This window comes from Streptomyces sp. NPDC031121 (assembly GCF_055570615.1).
Map to the genome: position 1 here is coordinate 205,509 of NZ_JBVIGV010000011.1, position 15,755 is coordinate 221,263.

The window sequence follows — 15,755 nt, forward strand, 5'->3', positions numbered from 1 at the left end:
GCGGGCGCGCCCACCACTTCCGCGACCGACGCCCCAGGGGGAATGCGACCGTGTCTCCGTACTACGTCGAAACCAGGATCGAGCCCGCCGAGGACCAGCTCGCCGCGGCCGCCGCGCTCGCCGACTCCGGCCTGCACGACGACTACGTCGTCTACGAGGGCCCCGGCGGATGGTCGTACGCGGGAGGCACGCTGGCCGAGCTGACCCTGGACCGCGCCGGCGCCCGCCTCTCGTACGAGGGGGAGCGGTTCCTTCCCTGGGACGGCAAGCCGCTCCGTCAGGTGCAGGCGCTCCTCGACACCCTGGCCGTCGACGGCTGGCGGGCCTACGGCTGGGCCGCGTTCGAGCTGTCGTACGCCAAGGACGGCTCCCTGGACCACGTCGGCGGCGAGAAGCTGCTGCACCTGGTCGTGCCGCGCACCGAGGTCCGCTTCGAGGGGGCGACGGCGCTGGTCCGCTCGGCCGACCCGGAGGGGCTGGTGGCCGCGCTGGACGTGCTGCGCTCGCCGGGGCGGCCCGGCGGCGGCCGCACCACCCGGATCGACGTGCGCGGCTTCGACAAGACCGACTACCGCAGCTCGGTCGAGTCGGCGGTCGCCGAGATCCACGAGGACCGGCTGCAGAAGGTGATCCTGTCGCGGGTCGTGGAGGTCGAGGACGACATCGACCTCGTCGAGACGTATGTGCGGGGCCGGCGCGGCAACACCCCGGCGCGGTCGTTCCTGCTGCGGCTCGGCGGTGTCGAGGCGGCCGGGTTCAGCCCGGAGACCGTCGTCGAGGTCGAGTCGGGGGGCCGCGTCTACAGCCAGCCCCTCGCGGGGACGCGGGCGCTGACGCAGGACCCGCAGCGCAACCGGGCGCTGCGCGAGGACCTGCTGTCGGACCCGAAGGAGATCTACGAGCACGCGATCTCGGTCAAGGTCGGCACGGACGAGCTGACGGACGTGTCGCTGGCGGGCTCCGTCGAGGTCCCCGAGTTCATGGCGGTCAAGGAGCGCGGGAGCGTCCAGCACCTGGCGTCCCGGGTGTCGGGCCGGCTCGCCGACGGGTTCGGGACGTGGGACGCGTTCGGGGCGGTGTTCCCGGCCGTCACGGCCTCCGGGGTGCCGAAGGCCGCCGCGTACGACGTGATCCGCCAGTACGAGCCGGAGCGCCGCGGCCTGTACAGCGGGGCGGTGCTGACGGTCGACGAGGACGGGGGGATGGACGCGGCGCTGGTGCTCCGCTCGGTCTACCGGCAGGGCGGCCGTACGTGGCTGCGCGCCGGTGCGGGGATCGTCGGCCAGTCGACGGCGGCCCGCGAGTTCGAGGAGACCTCCGAGAAGCTGGAGAGCGTCTCCCGCTTCCTGGTCGCCGCGGACGGGGCCGGCGGGGCGGGCGGGCCGCAGGCCCGCCTGGCCGGCTGACGCGCCGCGCGCCCCGCCCGCCCCTGCCCGACTGGCCGATCCCGTACCGGACGGAGAGCTGACCACCATGCGGTTCGACAAGCTGTACCTCGCGGGCATCGCGAGCGTCCTTCCCGAGGTCGTGGAGACCGAGCGGGCCGTCAAGGAGGGCCTGCTGGACCCGGACGTGCGCGAGGCATCCGGGATCCTGTCGGTGGCGGTCGCCGGGGACGTCCCGGCGCCCGACATGGCCGCCGAGGCGGCCGCGGCGGCGGTCCGCCGGTCGGGCCGCGCGCCCGGGGAGTTCGCGGCGCTGCTGCACAGCAGCGCCCACTTCCAGGGCCCGGACGGCTGGTCCGCGCAGCACTATGTGCTGCGGAAGGCGCTCGACGTGCCGATCCCGGCGCTGGAGGTCCGCCAGGGCTGCCTGGGCATGTTGGCCTCCCTGGAGCTGGCCGCGCACCGGCTGATCGCAGACCCGTCGCGTCCGGCGGTGCTGCTGACGGCCGCCGACAACTTCGGTACGCCGATGGTGGACCGGTGGCGGGCGTCGGGGCTGTTCCTGCTGGCCGACGGGGCGGCGGCGGCCGTGGTCGCCTCGGACGGCGGCTTCGCCCGGGTCCTGGCCGCCGGGTCGCTGTCCAACCCGGAGATGGAGGAGTTCAACCGGGGCGGGGAGGTGCTCTTCCCGCCGCCGGTGACGGTGGGGCGGCCGCTGAACCTGGAGGCCCGCCGACAGTTCTGGCGGGACCAGTGGGCCCAGGGCGTGCTGCCGCCGATGGGGAACCTGGGCGAGCTGGTGGCCGCCGTCGCCGAACGCACCCTGGACGAGGCCGGCGTGGGCATGGACCGGATCAGGCGGGTCGTCCACATCGGCTTCTCCCGCGGCCCGCTGGAGGACACCTTCCTGGAGCCGCTGGGCATCGGCGCCGACCGGGGCGTGTGGGAGTTCACCCGGCGCACCGGGCACGCGGGGGCCGCCGACCCCGTGTCCGGGCTGGAGTACCTGCTGGACACCGGGCAGGTGGCGGCGGGCGACCACGTGATGCTCGTCGGCGCCGCCCCGGGCGCCGAGGTCACCTGCGCCGTCCTGGAGATCACCGGCCCGCACGGCGGCCGCTGACCCGGCCCCCGCGGCGGCCCGGCCCCTCGCGGGGCCGCCGCCCCCGACGACCGTCCTCCCGCTGCCACGCACAAGGAGACCGACCACCATGCTTGACGGCTGCACCCCGCCCGGTGAGCACCTCGCCGAGGCCTACCGGGCGAACGGCTATTGGCGGGGCGAGAACCTCTCCGCCCTGCTGCGGTCCTGGGCCCGCCGGTACGCGGACCGGACGGCCCTCGTCCATGGCGCGACCCGGCTGACGTACCGCGACCTCGACGCGCGGGTCGACCGGCTGGCCGCCGGCTTCCGGGCGCACGGGCTCGGCCCGGGCGACCGGGTCGTCGTCCAGCTGCCCAACGCGCCCGAGTTCCCGGCGGTGTGCTTCGCGCTGTTCCGGCTGGGCGCCGTGCCCGTGTTCTCGCTGACCGCGCACCGGGCCGCCGAGATCGGCCACCTGCTGCGGGTGTCGCAGGCCGCGGCGTACGTGCTCCCGGCCGAGCACCGCGGCTTCGACCACCTGGCGCTGGGGCTGCGGCTGCGGGCCGAGGTGCCGTCGCTGCGGACGCTGTTCGTGCTGGGCGGGGTGCCGGCGGGCACGGCCGCGGTCCCGCTGGACCGGGTGGACGCCGACCCGGTGGAGCTGCCCGAGCCGGACCCGTCCGAGGTGGCGTTCTTCCTGCTGTCGGGCGGGACGACGGCCCTGCCGAAGCTGATCCCGCGGACGCACGACGACTACGCGTACCAGACGCGGACCGCGGCCGCGGTCAACGGGCTCACCGCGCGGGACGTCTACCTGGCGGCGCTGCCCGTCGAGTTCAACTTCACCTGGGGATGCCCGGGGGTGATCGGCACGCTCGGCTCGGGCGGGACGGTCGTCCTCGCCGACAGCCCCGCCCCGGACGACTGCTTCCGGCTCGTCGAGGAGGAGGGCGTCACCTTCACCTCGCTCGTGCCGACGGTGGCGCAGCTGTGGCTGGAGGCCGCCGAATGGTCGCCGCACGACCTGCGGACCCTGCGGACGGTGCAGATCGGCGGGGCACCGCTGGCACCGGAGCTCGCCGCGCGGGTCGGGCCCGGGCTGGGGGTGCGCCTGCAGCAGGTGTTCGGCATGGCGGAGGGGCTGCTGTCCTTCACCCGGGCCGACGACCCGCAGGAGGCGGTCCTCACCACGCAGGGCCGGCCGATCTCGCCCGGCGACGAGGTGCGGATCGTCGGGGAGGACGGGGCGGAGGTGCCGCCCGGCGCGACCGGCGAGCTGCACACCCGCGGCCCGTACACCCTGCACGGCTACTACCGGGCGGAGGAGCACAACCGGACGGCGTTCACCGCGGACGGCTTCTACCGCACCGGCGATCTGGCCCGGATGACGGCCGAGGGCCGCCTGGTCATCGAGGGCCGCATCAAGGACGTCATCGTCCGCGGCGGCGACAAGGTGTCCGCCGGCGAGGTCGAGGGGCACCTGCTGGAGCATCCGGCGGTGGCGCGGGCAGCGGTCGTCGGGATGCCCGACGAGTGGCTGGGCGAGCGGATCTGCGCGTTCGTCGTCCCCGACGGGGAGCCGCCGACGCTGGCCGGGCTCAAGGAGGCGCTGCAACTGCGGGGGCTGGCCGACTACAAGCTGCCCGACCGGCTGGAACTCGTGGACGCGTTCCCGCTGACCGCGCTCGGAAAGGTCGACAAGAAGACGCTGGCGGCCGGCCTGGCCGCCGCGGCGCACCGGCCGCTCGCGGCCTCGGCTCAGGGAGGGCCCCGATGACGAACAGCTCCGCCGCCCCCGGTACCGCTGCGACGGGCGCCGGCCCGCAGGACGTGACCGCGGCGCTGGCCCGGATCACCGCCGGCGTCATGAAGGTGGAGCCGGAGGACCTCGCCCCGGACGCCAACCTGGTGCACTGCGGGCTCGGCTCGCTGGAGATCATGCGGGTCGTCGGGGCGCTGCGCCGGGCCGGCATCGCGGCGGGCGTCCGCGAACTGGCCGTGGAGCCGACCCTGGAGGCATGGACGCGGCACCTCCTGGAGGGGCAGAGCGCCGCCGAGGTCACCGCGAGGCTGGCGTGACCGCCACCCCCGCCGGGGGCGGTGCGGGGCCGCTGCCGGAGAGGGCGCCGGCGCTGCTGGTGCGGGGCGGCTGCGTGTACACCGCCGACGCGGACGCGGCGATGCACCCGTCGGGCTCGGTCCTGGTCGTCGGGGACACCGTCGCCGCGGTCGGGCCGGTCGCCGAGGTCGACGCGGCGGCCGCGGCGCTGCCCGCGGCGGTGCGGGCCGGGATGCGGACCGTCGAGGCCGGCCGGCACCTGGTGCTGCCGGGCTTCGTCAACGCGCACTGGCACGAGATGTTCGCGCTGCGGCTGCCGTTCAAGGGCGCGCTGCGCGACCCGCGGGACGCCTCCGACGAGCCGGGCGTGATGGCGCTGGGCGGCGACGTCCGGAAGATCTCGGCGATGTTCGACACCTTCCAGGACGTCGCCGACGGGCTCACGCCCGGCGAGGCCGAGGCCGTCGCCCGCTACTCGCTGTGGACGCAGCTCCGCTCGGGCACCACCGCCCTCGGCGACGTCGGCTCCTTCAACCGCGCCGAGGCCCTCGCGGCGGCCGCCCGCACCGTCGGCGTCCGCTGCGCGGTCAGCCACTGGACGGGCGACGGGGTGTGCGCGCCCGGCGAGGGCCGCTTCCGGCGCACCCGTGACACCGACGCGGTGCTGTCCCGGCTGGAGGGCCTCCTCGCCGACTGCGCCCGCGACCCGTCCGGGCTGGTGACGGCCCAGGCCAGCGCCGCGTACGTGACGAACGTCAGCGACGGGCTCGGCAAGGGCCTCGGGGAGCTGGCCCGCGCGTACGACGTCCCGTTCGCCACGCACGTCGGGGCGCTGCGCCGGGAGGCGGAGGTGATGCGGGAGTACCACGGCGCGACCCCGGTGCGCCGGCTCGCCGACCTCGGGCTGCTCGACGACCGGCTGGTGGCGGTGCACTGCGCGTTCCTCGACGCGGAGGAGCGGTCGCTGCTGCTCGCCGCGGGCGCGCACGTCAGCCACTCCCCCGCCAAGTACGGGCCGACCGGCGAGTCCACGCTCACCGAGACCCGCGCCATCCCGGAGCTGCGCCGGGCCGGGCTGGACGTGTCGCTGTCCACGGACGGCGGGGCGCTGCCGGTGGGCGGCATGCCGGAGGCGATGCGGGCCGCCTGGCATACGTACACGGAGATGTACGCGGACAACACGGCGCTGCTGCCGACGGACGCGCTGGCGATGGCGACCCGGATCGCGGCGCGCGCCCTGCGCCGGCCCGACCTGGGCGCGCTGGAGCCGGGCCGGCAGGCCGACATGGTGCTCGTGCCGGCCGGCGACTGGCGCTACCTGCTCAACCCGCGGCCGCTGGAGGGGTTCCTGAACCTCGGCGGGTCGGCGGACGTGAAGACCGTGATCGTGGCGGGCCGGGTGCTCCTGGAGGACGGCCGGGCCGTCCACCTGGACGAGGAGCAGCTGGCCGCCGACTACCTTCGGGCGCTGGCGTCCTTCTCGACGCGGCGGCTGGGCATCGCGCCCGAGGCCGTCGCCGGGGTGCTGGCGGCACACGTCAGGGGGGCGGAGGCATGACCGTGGAGACGGACAAGGTCGCGCTGGTCAGCGGTGCGGCGGGCGGGATCGGGGCGGCGGTCGCGCGGGCGCTGGCGGCCGACGGCCGCGCGGTGGCCCTGCTGGACCGGGACCGGTCCGCGCTGGACCTGGTGGCGAAGGAACTCGCGGAGGACGGCCACCGGGTCGTCGCGGTCACGGCGGACGTGGCCTCGCAGGCGGAGGTCACCGCGGCCGTGGACCGTGCGGAGGAGGCGCTCGGACCGGTCTGCGAACTGGTCAACTGCGCGGGCGTGCTGCGGATGGGGCCGGTGCTGGACCTGTCCGACGACGACTGGGAGGCGACGTTCGCGGTCAACGCGGGCGGGGTCTTCCGGCTGTCGCGGACGGTGGGCCGGCGGATGGCCGAGCGGGGCAGCGGCGCCGTCGTCACGGTCGCGTCGAACGCTGCGGGCACGGCCCGCATGAACATGTCGGCGTACGCGGCGTCGAAGGCCGCGGCGACGATGCTGACCAAGTGCCTCGGGCTGGAGCTCGCCCGGTACGGGATCCGCTGCAACACGGTGGCGCCAGGGTCGACGTACACGCCGATGCTGTACGGGATGTACGACCCGGAGGACGTGGCGCGCAGCTCGATCGAGGGCCTGCCGGAGTCGTTCCGCACGGGGATACCGCTGCGCCGGATCGCCGTCCCGCCGGACATCGCGGACGCGGTGCTGTTCCTGCTCTCCGACCGGGCCCGGCACATCACCATGCACGACCTCGTCGTCGACGGCGGCGCCACGCTCGGCGCCTGAACCCGGAAAGGAGATCGTCATGGGCATCCCGGCGATCGCACCGTACTGCATGCCGTCGGGCGGGGAGCTGCCCGTGAACACCGCCCGGTGGACGGTCGACCCGCGGCGGGCCGTGCTGCTCGTCCACGACATGCAGGAGTACTTCCTGCACCCCTTCCCGGCGGGCGCGCAGCCGCTGACGGACCTCAAGGCCAACAGTGCGGCGCTGCGCGGGCGGTGCGCCGAGCTGGGCGTGCCGGTGGCGTACACGGCGCAGCCGGGGGACATGACGCCGGCGGACCGGGGCCTGCTGAAGGACTTCTGGGGGCCGGGGATGACGGTGGCGCCGCAGGACCGGGCGATCACCGCGGTGCTGGCCCCCGCGGAGGGCGACGCGGTGCTGACGAAGTGGCGGCCGAGCGCGTTCTTCCGGACGGACCTGCTGGAGCGGATGCGGGCGCAGGGCCGGGACCAGCTGCTGGTGTGCGGGGTGTACGCGCACGTGGGGATCCTGGCGACGGCGAACGAGGCGTTCGCGCACGACATCCAGACCTTCGTGGTGGCCGACGCGGTCGCGGACTTCGACGCGGGGCACCACCGGATGGCGGTGGAGTACGTGGCGACGCGCTGCGGGATGGCCGTCACCACGCAGGACGTGCTCCGGCAGCTCGCCGGGGCCGGTGCGGAGGCGGTCCGTTGACCGCCGGCGGCGGGGACCTGCTGGGCCGGATCCTGGCGGCCGGCCCGGCAGGCGCCCCGGCGGGCGGCGGCGGACCGCACTTCGCACTGCTCCACCGGCCGGAGTCCGGCTCGGGCGGGGTGGACGTGCTGCTCGGCCGGGCCGTCGAGGTCCCGGACGCGGAGGGGCTCGCCGGGCTGCCGCTGCCGGCGGCCGGCGCGCGGGGGCGGCACGAGCTGCTGGCCCTGCTGCCGTACCGGCAGGTCCGCGAGCGCGGCTTCGCGTGCCCCGACGACGGGACGCCGCTGGTGGCCCTGGAGATCGCGGAGCAGGCGGTGGTGCCGCTGGAGGAGGTGCTGGAGCGGCTGCCGCGGGAGCCGCTGCGGACCTCGGGCGGGGCGTTCGACCTCGACGACGCGGCGTACGCGGAGCGGACGGCGCGGGTGCTGGCCGAGGAGATCGGGCGCGGCGAGGGCGCGAACTTCGTGCTCCAGCGCTCGTACACGGCCGTGGTGGAGGACTGGGGGGCGGCGGCCGCGCTGTCGTTCTTCCGCCGGATGCTGCTGCACGAGCCGTCGGCGTACTGGACGTTCGCCGTGCACCTGGGCGGCCGGACGCTGATCGGGGCGACCCCGGAGCGGCACGTCAGCCTGGCGGGCGGGACCGCGGTGATGAACCCGATCAGCGGCACCTACCGCTATCCGGAGGACGGGCCGACGGAGGCGGGCCTGCTCGGCTTCCTCGCCGACCCGAAGGAGGCCGACGAGCTGTACATGGTCGTCGACGAGGAGCTGAAGATGATGGGCCGGATCTGCTCGGAGGGCGGGCAGGTCGTCGGCCCGTACCTGAAGCAGATGGCGCGCCTGGCGCACACCGAGTACCTGATCCGCGGCCGGACCGGGCTGGACGTCGTGGAGGTGCTGCGGGAGACGATGTTCGCGCCGACGGTGGTGGGCAGCCCGCTGGAGAGCGCCTGCAAGGTGGTGCGGAAGTACGAGCCGGAGGGCCGCGGCTACTACAGCGGGGTCGCCGCGCTGATCGGCCGCGACGCCGACGGCGGGCGGGCCATGGACTCGGCGATCCTGATCCGCACCGCGGACGTGGACGCGTCGGGCTCGCTGCGGCTCGCGGTCGGCGCGACGCTCGTCCGGGACTCCTCGCCGGAGTCGGAGGTCGCCGAGACCCGGGCGAAGGCGGCCGGGCTGCTGGCGGCGCTGGAGCGGGAGGCGCCGCCCGCGGAGCCGGTGCCGTCGTTCGGGGACCGCCCGGCGGTGCGGCAGGCGCTGGAGGCCCGGAACTCGGCGCTGGGCGCGTTCTGGCTGGCCGATCCGCAGGCGCGGGCGGAGGCCCGGCCCGGGCTGGCGGGCCGGCGGGTGCTGATCCTGGACGCCGAGGACACGTTCACGGCGATGGCGCAGCACCAGCTGGCCGCGCTGGGGCTGCGGGTGTGCATCCGCCGCTACGACGAGCCGTACGAGCCGGGCGCGTACGACCTGGTGGTCGTCGGGCCCGGTCCGGGCGACCCTCGGGACGCCGGCCATCCGAAGATCGCCGCGATGCGGGCGGCGACGGAGCGGCTGCTGCGCGCCGGGACGCCGTTCCTGTCGGTGTGCCTGGGGCACCAGGTGCTGAGCACCCTGCTGGGGCTGGAGGTGCGGCGCCGGCCGGTACCGCACCAGGGCGTCCAGCTGAAGATCGACTTCTTCGGCCGGCCGGAACTGGTCGGCTTCTACAACACGTTCGCCGCGCACAGCCCGGAGGACTCCTTCCGGTGCGCCCGCCGGCCGGGCACCGTCCGGGCGTTCCGGGACGCGGCGACCGGCGAGGTCCACGCGCTGGCGGGCCCGGGGTTCGCCTCGGTCCAGTTCCACCCGGCGTCGGTCCTCACGCAGAACGCGACGCAGATCCTCGCGGACCTGCTGGCGGCGGCCCTGCCCCGCTGACGGCGCCGGCCTGCGGGCCGCCGCCGCCCCACCCCCGACCGCCTCTCACCCCTCATCGAACGGGAGTAGCCATGCCCCTGACCGCCACCCTGGACGCCGGCCTGCGCGACGAGCAGGTGACGGAGCTGGACTGCACGATCATCGAGCTGGTCCGCCGCCGCTCGGAACTGGTCACGCGGCTCCAGCGGGCGAAGAGCCTGGCGGGACTGCCGAGGACCCAGCTGGGCCAGGAGACCGAGATGCTGAACCGCTACCGCTCGGCCCTCGGTGCCCACGGGACCACGCTGGCCCTGCTGCTGCTCAAGCTGGGCAACCGGCCGGACCTGCTGCCGACGGCCGGCGCCTGAGCCGCCCGCGCCCGCCCCGCCCGCACCCCCGGTCCGCACCGCCCCCCGCGACTGCTTCTGCGGGGTCCCATGAGCGCCCTTCCGGCCACTCCGGAGGGGCGCTCGTCCGTGTGCGGCACACCCTCCGGAGCGCCCGAAAGGTCGGGTTCCTCCCGTTAATCGAGGCGGCTCCTCGACGTGAACTCAATGCCGGGTGGAGGCCCGACAGGCATGTCCCGGACAGCGGCGGGAATTGCTTGCCACACCCTCCGGCACCTGCCTACTGTGCTGGACAAGGACAGGGGCAAGGCACGGGGAAGAACCCGTGGAATTCACAGGATCCGTCTTCTCCGTCTTCTGTTTCCGGACCCGCCCGGGGGGGTGCCACATGTACCGCACCATTTCCTTCCCCGCCGCCGGCGGAATCACCGGGGCAGGGGTCCCGTAATTTCTCCGACGCCTCATCCCACCGCCGTGCAGGAACTGTCGGCAGTGCGGCGTCAGGGCGGTCCGGACGTGCGCCGAACGCGCACGACGGCCGTTTCCGGCCCTCGCCCCCCTTTCAGACCGGGTCTTCCGGAATTCACGGACCAGGGAGGAACCAACGTGCTCGTTGTGACGGCGTCAGAAGCCCAGCAGTGGCTTGTCGAGAAGATCGCCCACAAGCTCGGTGTGGAGCAGAGCGAGGTGTCGCCGGAGCTTTATTTCGACGAGCTCGACCTCGACTCCACCGAGGCTCTGATCCTCGCCGGGGAAATGGAGAACTGGCTCGGATTCGAACTCGGCACCACCACCCTGTGGTACCACCCCACCATCAAGGACCTGGCCGCCTTCATCGCGGAGGAGTCCAAGACCCGAGCCGAGGAACGGCATGCGGCTGCGTCCTGACCGGACTCCGGCGCCCGTCCGCCGGCTGAGCACCGCCGCGGCCGGGGCCGACACGGTGTACCTGGTGCACCCCGGCGCGCTGGACGCCGAGGTGCACCGGACGCTCGCCGCGGCGCTGCCGGCCGGGTCGGGGCTCACCGTCCTCGACCTGTCGGCGCTCCCCGAGTACTGGGAGGCCGCCCTGACCGGCGGCCGCGCAGCGACCACCGTCGAGGACCTCGCCGGCCGGCTCGCCGCGGAACTCCTCGGCGCCCGCGCCGAGGACGCCCGCCCGTACACCCTGGCCGGCTGGTCCTTCGGCGGTGTCGTCGCCCAGGCCCTGGTCGAGCAGCTGCCGGCCGGGCAGCGCCCCCGCCGGCTCGTCCTGCTGGACAGCATCGCCCCCACCGATGCGTACAAGCCGTCCGACGAGGAACTGGACCCCACCCTGCTCCTCGGCTGGTTCGCCCTGTACCTCGGGGCGAAGCGCGGCATCCCGGTGGCCCCGGACCCGGAGCGGCTCGCCGGCGCGGACGTCGACGGCGGCCTGGAGGCCGTCCTGGACGCCGCCGTCGCCGCCGGCGCCCTGAAGGCCGGCACCCCGGTGTTCGGACTCCGCAAGCTGTACGACACGTACGTGGACGGGCTGCTGCGCAACAACCGGCTCACCACCCCGTACGAGGCCGTGCCGTCGAGCGTGCCGCTGGTCCTCGTCACGGCCGAGGGCAGCCTGATCCCCGACGACCCGACGCTCGGCTGGGAGCCGCTGGCCCCCCGCGGGCTCACCCTGCACCGCAGCCCCGGCGACCACTACACCATGCTCAGCCGCCCGGACGCCGCCGCCCTGATCGCGCAGCTGGTGCACGCCGCCTGACCGCCGCCCGCTCCTGGCAGGCCCTTCTCCACGATGACCGGCGGACCCCGGCCCACGGCCGATCGCCCCGAGACCCTGAGAGCTCTGTCGTGAATTCTCCGCAGCCCGTCACTCCGCCGTCGGACAGCCAGCTGGACCGCCGGCTGGCCCGAGACCCGATCGCCGTCGTCGGCCTCTCCGCCCTGTACCCGAAGTCGCCCGACCTGCGCGAGTTCTGGTCCAACGTGGTCGCGGCGGCCGACTGCATCGAGGACGTGCCCGGCACCCACTGGGACCTGTCCGAGCACTACGACCCGGACCCGTCGGCACCCGACAAGACGTACTCCCGGCGCGGCGGCTTCATACCGGACGTGCCGTTCAACCCGCTGGAGTTCGGCCTGCCCCCGAACACCCTGGAGGTCACCGACGTCCTCCAGCTCCTCAGTCTCGTCGTCGCCCGCGACGTCCTCAAGGACGCCGGGGCCGACCAGCCCTGGTACGACGCCTCCCGCACCGGCGTGGTCCTCGGCATCACCGGCGCCAACCAGCTCACCCAGCCGCTGACCGCCCGCCTCCAGACCCCGGTCATCAAGGAGGTCGTCCGCAGCTGCGGCCTCTCCGACCGGGACGCCGAGGAGATCGCCGCCAAGTTCCGCCTCGCGTACGCCCCGTGGGAGGAGAACTCCTTCCCCGGCATGCTCGGCAACGTCGTCGCCGGCCGCGTCGCCAACCGGCTCGACCTCGGCGGCATCAACATGACCGTCGACGCCGCCTGCGCCAGCTCGCTCGGCGCGGTCCGCGCGGCCGTCAGCGAGCTGCTGGAGCGCCGCTCCGACACGATGATCGTCGGCGGCTGCGACGCCGAGAACACGATCTTCATGTACCTGTGCTTCAGCAAGACGCCCGCCCTGTCGAAGTCCGGGAACATCCGCCCCTTCGACAAGGACGCCGACGGCACCCTGATCGGCGAGGGCATCGGCATGCTGGCCCTGCGCCGCCTCTCCGACGCCGAACGCGACGGCAACCGCATCTACGCGGTGCTGCGCGGCATGGGCACCTCCAGCGACGGCCGCTTCAAGTCCATCTACGCCCCGCGCGCCGAGGGCCAGATGGTCGCGCTGCGCCGCGCGTACGAGGACGCCGACTGCTCCCCCGCCAGCGTCGAGCTGTTCGAGGCGCACGGCACCGGCACCGCCGTCGGCGACGCCACCGAGCTGAAGGCGCTCACCTCCGTCCTCGCCGAGGCCTCCGACGCCAAGGCGTACGCGGCCGTCGGCAGCGTGAAGTCGCAGATCGGCCACACCAAGGCCGCCGCCGGCGCCGCCGGCATGATCAAGCTGGCGCTGGCCCTGCACCACAAGGTGCTCCCCCCGACGATCAACGTGCAGGAGCCCGGCAGTTCTCTGCAGCCGGGGGCCGGCCCGCTGTACGTCAACTCCGAGGCCCGCCCCTGGATCCGCCACCCCGAGCGGCCCAAGCGCCGCGCGGCCATCTCCTCGTTCGGCTTCGGCGGCACCAACTTCCACATGGTGCTGGAGGAGCACGGCGACGGCGACGACCTGCGCGCCGGCCACCAGGTGGCCGCCGTGCACCTGTGGCACGCCCCCGACACGGCCGCGCTGACCGAGCTGCTGGCCGGCGGCGCCCCCGCCACCGCGGGACCCGTCCCCGAGGGCAGCGCCCGCATCGCGCTCGTCGCCCGCACCGCCGGCGAGCTCGCCGCGCTGCGCGACACCGCCCTCGGGCAGCTGCGCGCCCGGCCCGCGGAGGAGGCCTGGTCGCACCCGAAGGGCATCTGGTTCCGCCGCCGCGCGGCCGCCGCCGGCAAGGTCGGCGCCCTGTTCTCCGGGCAGGGCAGCCAGTACGTCAACCCGGGCAGGAGCGCCGTGCTGGCGCTGCCGCCGCTGCGCGCCGCGTTCGACGCCGCGAACCGGCAGTTCGAGGGCGCGGCCGCCGCGCTGTCCGCGGTCGCGTTCCCGCCGCCCGCGTTCGACGACGCCGCGCGCAGGGAGCAGGAGGCCGCGCTGCGGGCGACCGCGTACGCCCAGCCGGCGATCGGCGCCCTGTCCGCGGGCCAGTACCGCTACCTGTCCGAACTGGGCTTCGCCGCCGACGGTTTCCTCGGCCACAGCTTCGGCGAGCTGACCGCCCTGTGGGCGGCCGGCTCCCTCGACGACGACGCGTTCTTCGCGCTCGCCCGGGCCCGCGGCAGCGCGATGTCCCCGCCGGCGGAGGAGGGCTTCGAGGCCGGTGCGATGGCCGCGGTGTCCGCCCCGGAGGAGCGGGTGGCCGAGCTGCTCGCCGCCGTGGACGGCGTCGTCGTCTGCAACCGCAACGCGCCCGACCAGATCGTGGTGGGCGGGGCGACCGCCGAGGTGGAGAAGCTGATCGCGGCCGCCAAGGAGGCCGGCGTACGGGCCTCGCGCCTGCCGGTGTCGGCGGCGTTCCACACGCCGTTCGTCGGGCACGCCGTGGAGGCGTTCCGCGGCAGCGTCGACGCCGTCGAGGTCGCCGCGCCCGCCGCGCCGGTGTTCGCGAACACGCGGGGCGCGGTGTACGGCGCGGACACCGCCGCGAACCGGCGGATCCTGACCGAGCAGCTGCTGAACCCCGTCGACTTCGCCGCCCGCGTGGAGGAGATGTACGAGGCCGGGTTCCGGGTGTTCGTCGAGTTCGGCCCGAAGGACGTGCTGGCGAAGCTGGTCGGCCGGATCCTCGGCGGGCGCGAGCACACCGTCGTCGCGCTCGACGCCGGCCCCGGCAAGGACGCGGACACCGCCCTGAAGCAGGGCGTGGCCCAGCTCGCGGTGCTCGGCCTGCCGCTGGAGACCGCGGACCGGTACGGGCCCGCCGCGCAGGCGGAGCAGGCGCCGAAGAAGGGGATGTCCATCCTCCTCAACGGCATCAACTACGTCTCGCCGGAGCGCAAGGCCGCGTACCGCGACGCGCTCGAGAACGGGTACCGCATCGCGGTCCCGACCCTGCCGAAGGCCGCCGCCCCGGCTCCCGCGGCTCCGGCCGCGGTGCCGGCCGCCGCGAAGGCCCCGGCTCCCGCTGCCGCGAAGGCCCCGGCCGCAGCGCCGGCCGCGCCGGCGAAGGCGCCGGCGGCAGCCCCGGCTCCCGTCCCGGCCGCGGCCGCGGTCGCCTCCGCACCGGCCGCCACCGCGACGGCCGTGGCCGTCCGGCCCGCACCCGCCCCGGTCGCGGCCTCCGCACCCGCCCCGGCGCCGACGCCGACGCCGGCCCCGGAACCCGCCGTCATGGAGACAGCCCACGTGGACAACGACCGCCTGGCCGATCTTGTGGCCGACCACCTTTCCCTGCACGACGACTACCTGACGGGCCAGCTGCAGAGCGCCGAGCGCCTGACGGGGCTTCTGGAGCGGGCGGCCGAACAGGGCCGGCTGAGCGAGGTCCTCGACGCGGTCAACGCCGTCAAGGAGCACGGGCTCGACATCGGACGCAGCCACCTGCGGGCCAACGAGATCCTGCGCGACCTCGCCGGGCTGGAACTCGGCGCCGCCGCCGGCGCCCCCGTCCGCAGCGCCGCCCCGGCGCCGGTGTCCGCTCCGGCCGCCCGGCCCGCCGTGGCGCCCGCCCCGGCCCCGGCCGCCCTCGCCCCGGCCCCCGCGCCCGCCGCCCCGGTGGCGCCCGCACCGCAGGCCCCGGCCGCCGCCCCGGTCCTGGTCTCCGCGGCCGTGGCCGCACCGGCCGCCCCGGCGCCCGCTGCCGCCCCGCAGCCCGCCGCGCCGAAGGCCGCCCCGGCCCCGGCGCCCGCCCCGGCCCCGGTGTCCGCGCCGCAGGCCCCGGCCGGTGCGGGTGTGGCGGACGTCCTGCTGGAGGTCGTCTCGGAGAAGACGGGCTACCCGGCGGACATGCTCGACCTGGACATGGACATCGAAGCCGACCTCGGCATCGACTCCATCAAGCGCGTCGAAATCATGGGCGTCCTCCAGGAACGCGCGGGCGCCACCGTCACCGCCGGACCCGAGCAGCTCGCCGAACTCCGCACCCTGCGCGACATCATCGGCATCATGGCCGGCTCGACGGCGGCGGCCCCCGCCCCGGCGGCCCCGGCCCCCGCGGCCGCTCCCACGTCGGGCGCGGTGGAGGCGGTGCTGCTGGAGGTGGTCTCGGAGAAGACGGGCTACCCGGCGGACATGCTCGACCTGGACATGGACATCGAAGCCGACCTCGGCATCGACTCCATCAAGCGCGTCGAAATCATGGGCGTCCTCCAGGAACG

At 75.3% G+C, this 15,755-nt stretch carries 12 protein-coding genes; all 12 read left to right on the top strand.

From position 1 onward, the window contains the following. Positions 1-50 precede the first annotated feature (50 nt). On the top strand, positions 51-1,406 hold the full coding sequence (locus ACZ462_RS22070; protein ID WP_468252630.1) for a salicylate synthase: 1,356 nt from the start codon (positions 51-53) through the stop codon (positions 1,404-1,406). A 67-nt stretch (positions 1,407-1,473) separates the two neighbouring features. Then, positions 1,474-2,508, top strand: coding sequence for a ketoacyl-ACP synthase III family protein (locus tag ACZ462_RS22075; RefSeq protein ID WP_467803144.1), 1,035 nt, complete (start codon positions 1,474-1,476; stop codon positions 2,506-2,508). 88 nt (positions 2,509-2,596) lie between these two features. Further along, positions 2,597-4,246, top strand: a complete 1,650-nt coding sequence (locus ACZ462_RS22080; RefSeq protein ID WP_467803146.1) for a (2,3-dihydroxybenzoyl)adenylate synthase — start codon at positions 2,597-2,599, stop codon at positions 4,244-4,246. Further along, positions 4,243-4,548 carry a phosphopantetheine-binding protein gene (locus ACZ462_RS22085; RefSeq protein ID WP_467803148.1) on the top strand — a complete coding sequence of 102 codons (306 nt, stop codon included), beginning with the start codon at positions 4,243-4,245 and terminating at the stop codon, positions 4,546-4,548. The genes ACZ462_RS22080 and ACZ462_RS22085 overlap by 4 nt, the downstream gene beginning before the upstream one ends. Next, the gene (locus ACZ462_RS22090; RefSeq protein ID WP_467803150.1) at positions 4,545-6,086 is read left to right on the top strand and encodes an amidohydrolase family protein; all 1,542 of its coding nucleotides are present in this window, start codon (positions 4,545-4,547) and stop codon (positions 6,084-6,086) included. The genes ACZ462_RS22085 and ACZ462_RS22090 overlap by 4 nt, the downstream gene beginning before the upstream one ends. Continuing rightward, positions 6,083-6,862 carry a 2,3-dihydro-2,3-dihydroxybenzoate dehydrogenase gene (locus ACZ462_RS22095; RefSeq protein WP_467803152.1) on the top strand — a complete coding sequence of 260 codons (780 nt, stop codon included), beginning with the start codon at positions 6,083-6,085 and terminating at the stop codon, positions 6,860-6,862. The genes ACZ462_RS22090 and ACZ462_RS22095 overlap by 4 nt, the downstream gene beginning before the upstream one ends. A gap of 19 nt (positions 6,863-6,881) precedes the next feature. Then, positions 6,882-7,541 carry an isochorismatase family protein gene (locus ACZ462_RS22100; RefSeq protein WP_365508281.1) on the top strand — a complete coding sequence of 220 codons (660 nt, stop codon included), beginning with the start codon at positions 6,882-6,884 and terminating at the stop codon, positions 7,539-7,541. After that, positions 7,538-9,463, top strand: a complete 1,926-nt coding sequence (locus ACZ462_RS22105; RefSeq protein WP_467803153.1) for an anthranilate synthase family protein — start codon at positions 7,538-7,540, stop codon at positions 9,461-9,463. Before ACZ462_RS22100 ends, ACZ462_RS22105 begins: the two co-directional genes overlap by 4 nt. A 71-nt stretch (positions 9,464-9,534) precedes the next feature. Further along, positions 9,535-9,810 carry a chorismate mutase gene (locus tag ACZ462_RS22110; RefSeq protein WP_467803155.1) on the top strand — a complete coding sequence of 92 codons (276 nt, stop codon included), beginning with the start codon at positions 9,535-9,537 and terminating at the stop codon, positions 9,808-9,810. Between the two features lie 585 nt (positions 9,811-10,395). Then, positions 10,396-10,677, top strand: a complete 282-nt coding sequence (locus ACZ462_RS22115) for an acyl carrier protein (protein WP_114059283.1) — start codon at positions 10,396-10,398, stop codon at positions 10,675-10,677. Further along, a complete protein-coding gene (locus ACZ462_RS22120; RefSeq protein ID WP_467803157.1) occupies positions 10,661-11,530 on the top strand; it encodes an alpha/beta fold hydrolase in 870 nt (289 codons plus the stop codon). Before ACZ462_RS22115 ends, ACZ462_RS22120 begins: the two co-directional genes overlap by 17 nt. Positions 11,531-11,619: 89 nt before the next feature. Then, positions 11,620-15,755: beta-ketoacyl synthase N-terminal-like domain-containing protein (locus ACZ462_RS22125; RefSeq protein WP_468252636.1), on the top strand; the 4,136-nt coding region annotated here is incomplete at its 3' end.

Excerpts from the sequence above, each read along its gene's own strand:
- ACZ462_RS22075 (WP_467803144.1), top strand. The coding sequence starts at position 1,474 with ATGCGGTTCGACAAGCTGTACCTCGCGGGCATCGCGAGCGTCCTTCCC.
- ACZ462_RS22080 (WP_467803146.1), top strand. The coding sequence starts at position 2,597 with ATGCTTGACGGCTGCACCCCGCCCGGTGAGCACCTCGCCGAGGCCTAC.
- ACZ462_RS22085 (WP_467803148.1), top strand. The coding sequence starts at position 4,243 with ATGACGAACAGCTCCGCCGCCCCCGGTACCGCTGCGACGGGCGCCGGC.
- ACZ462_RS22095 (WP_467803152.1), top strand. The coding sequence starts at position 6,083 with ATGACCGTGGAGACGGACAAGGTCGCGCTGGTCAGCGGTGCGGCGGGC.
- ACZ462_RS22100 (WP_365508281.1), top strand. The coding sequence starts at position 6,882 with ATGGGCATCCCGGCGATCGCACCGTACTGCATGCCGTCGGGCGGGGAG.
- ACZ462_RS22110 (WP_467803155.1), top strand. The coding sequence starts at position 9,535 with ATGCCCCTGACCGCCACCCTGGACGCCGGCCTGCGCGACGAGCAGGTG.
- ACZ462_RS22120 (WP_467803157.1), top strand. The coding sequence starts at position 10,661 with ATGCGGCTGCGTCCTGACCGGACTCCGGCGCCCGTCCGCCGGCTGAGC.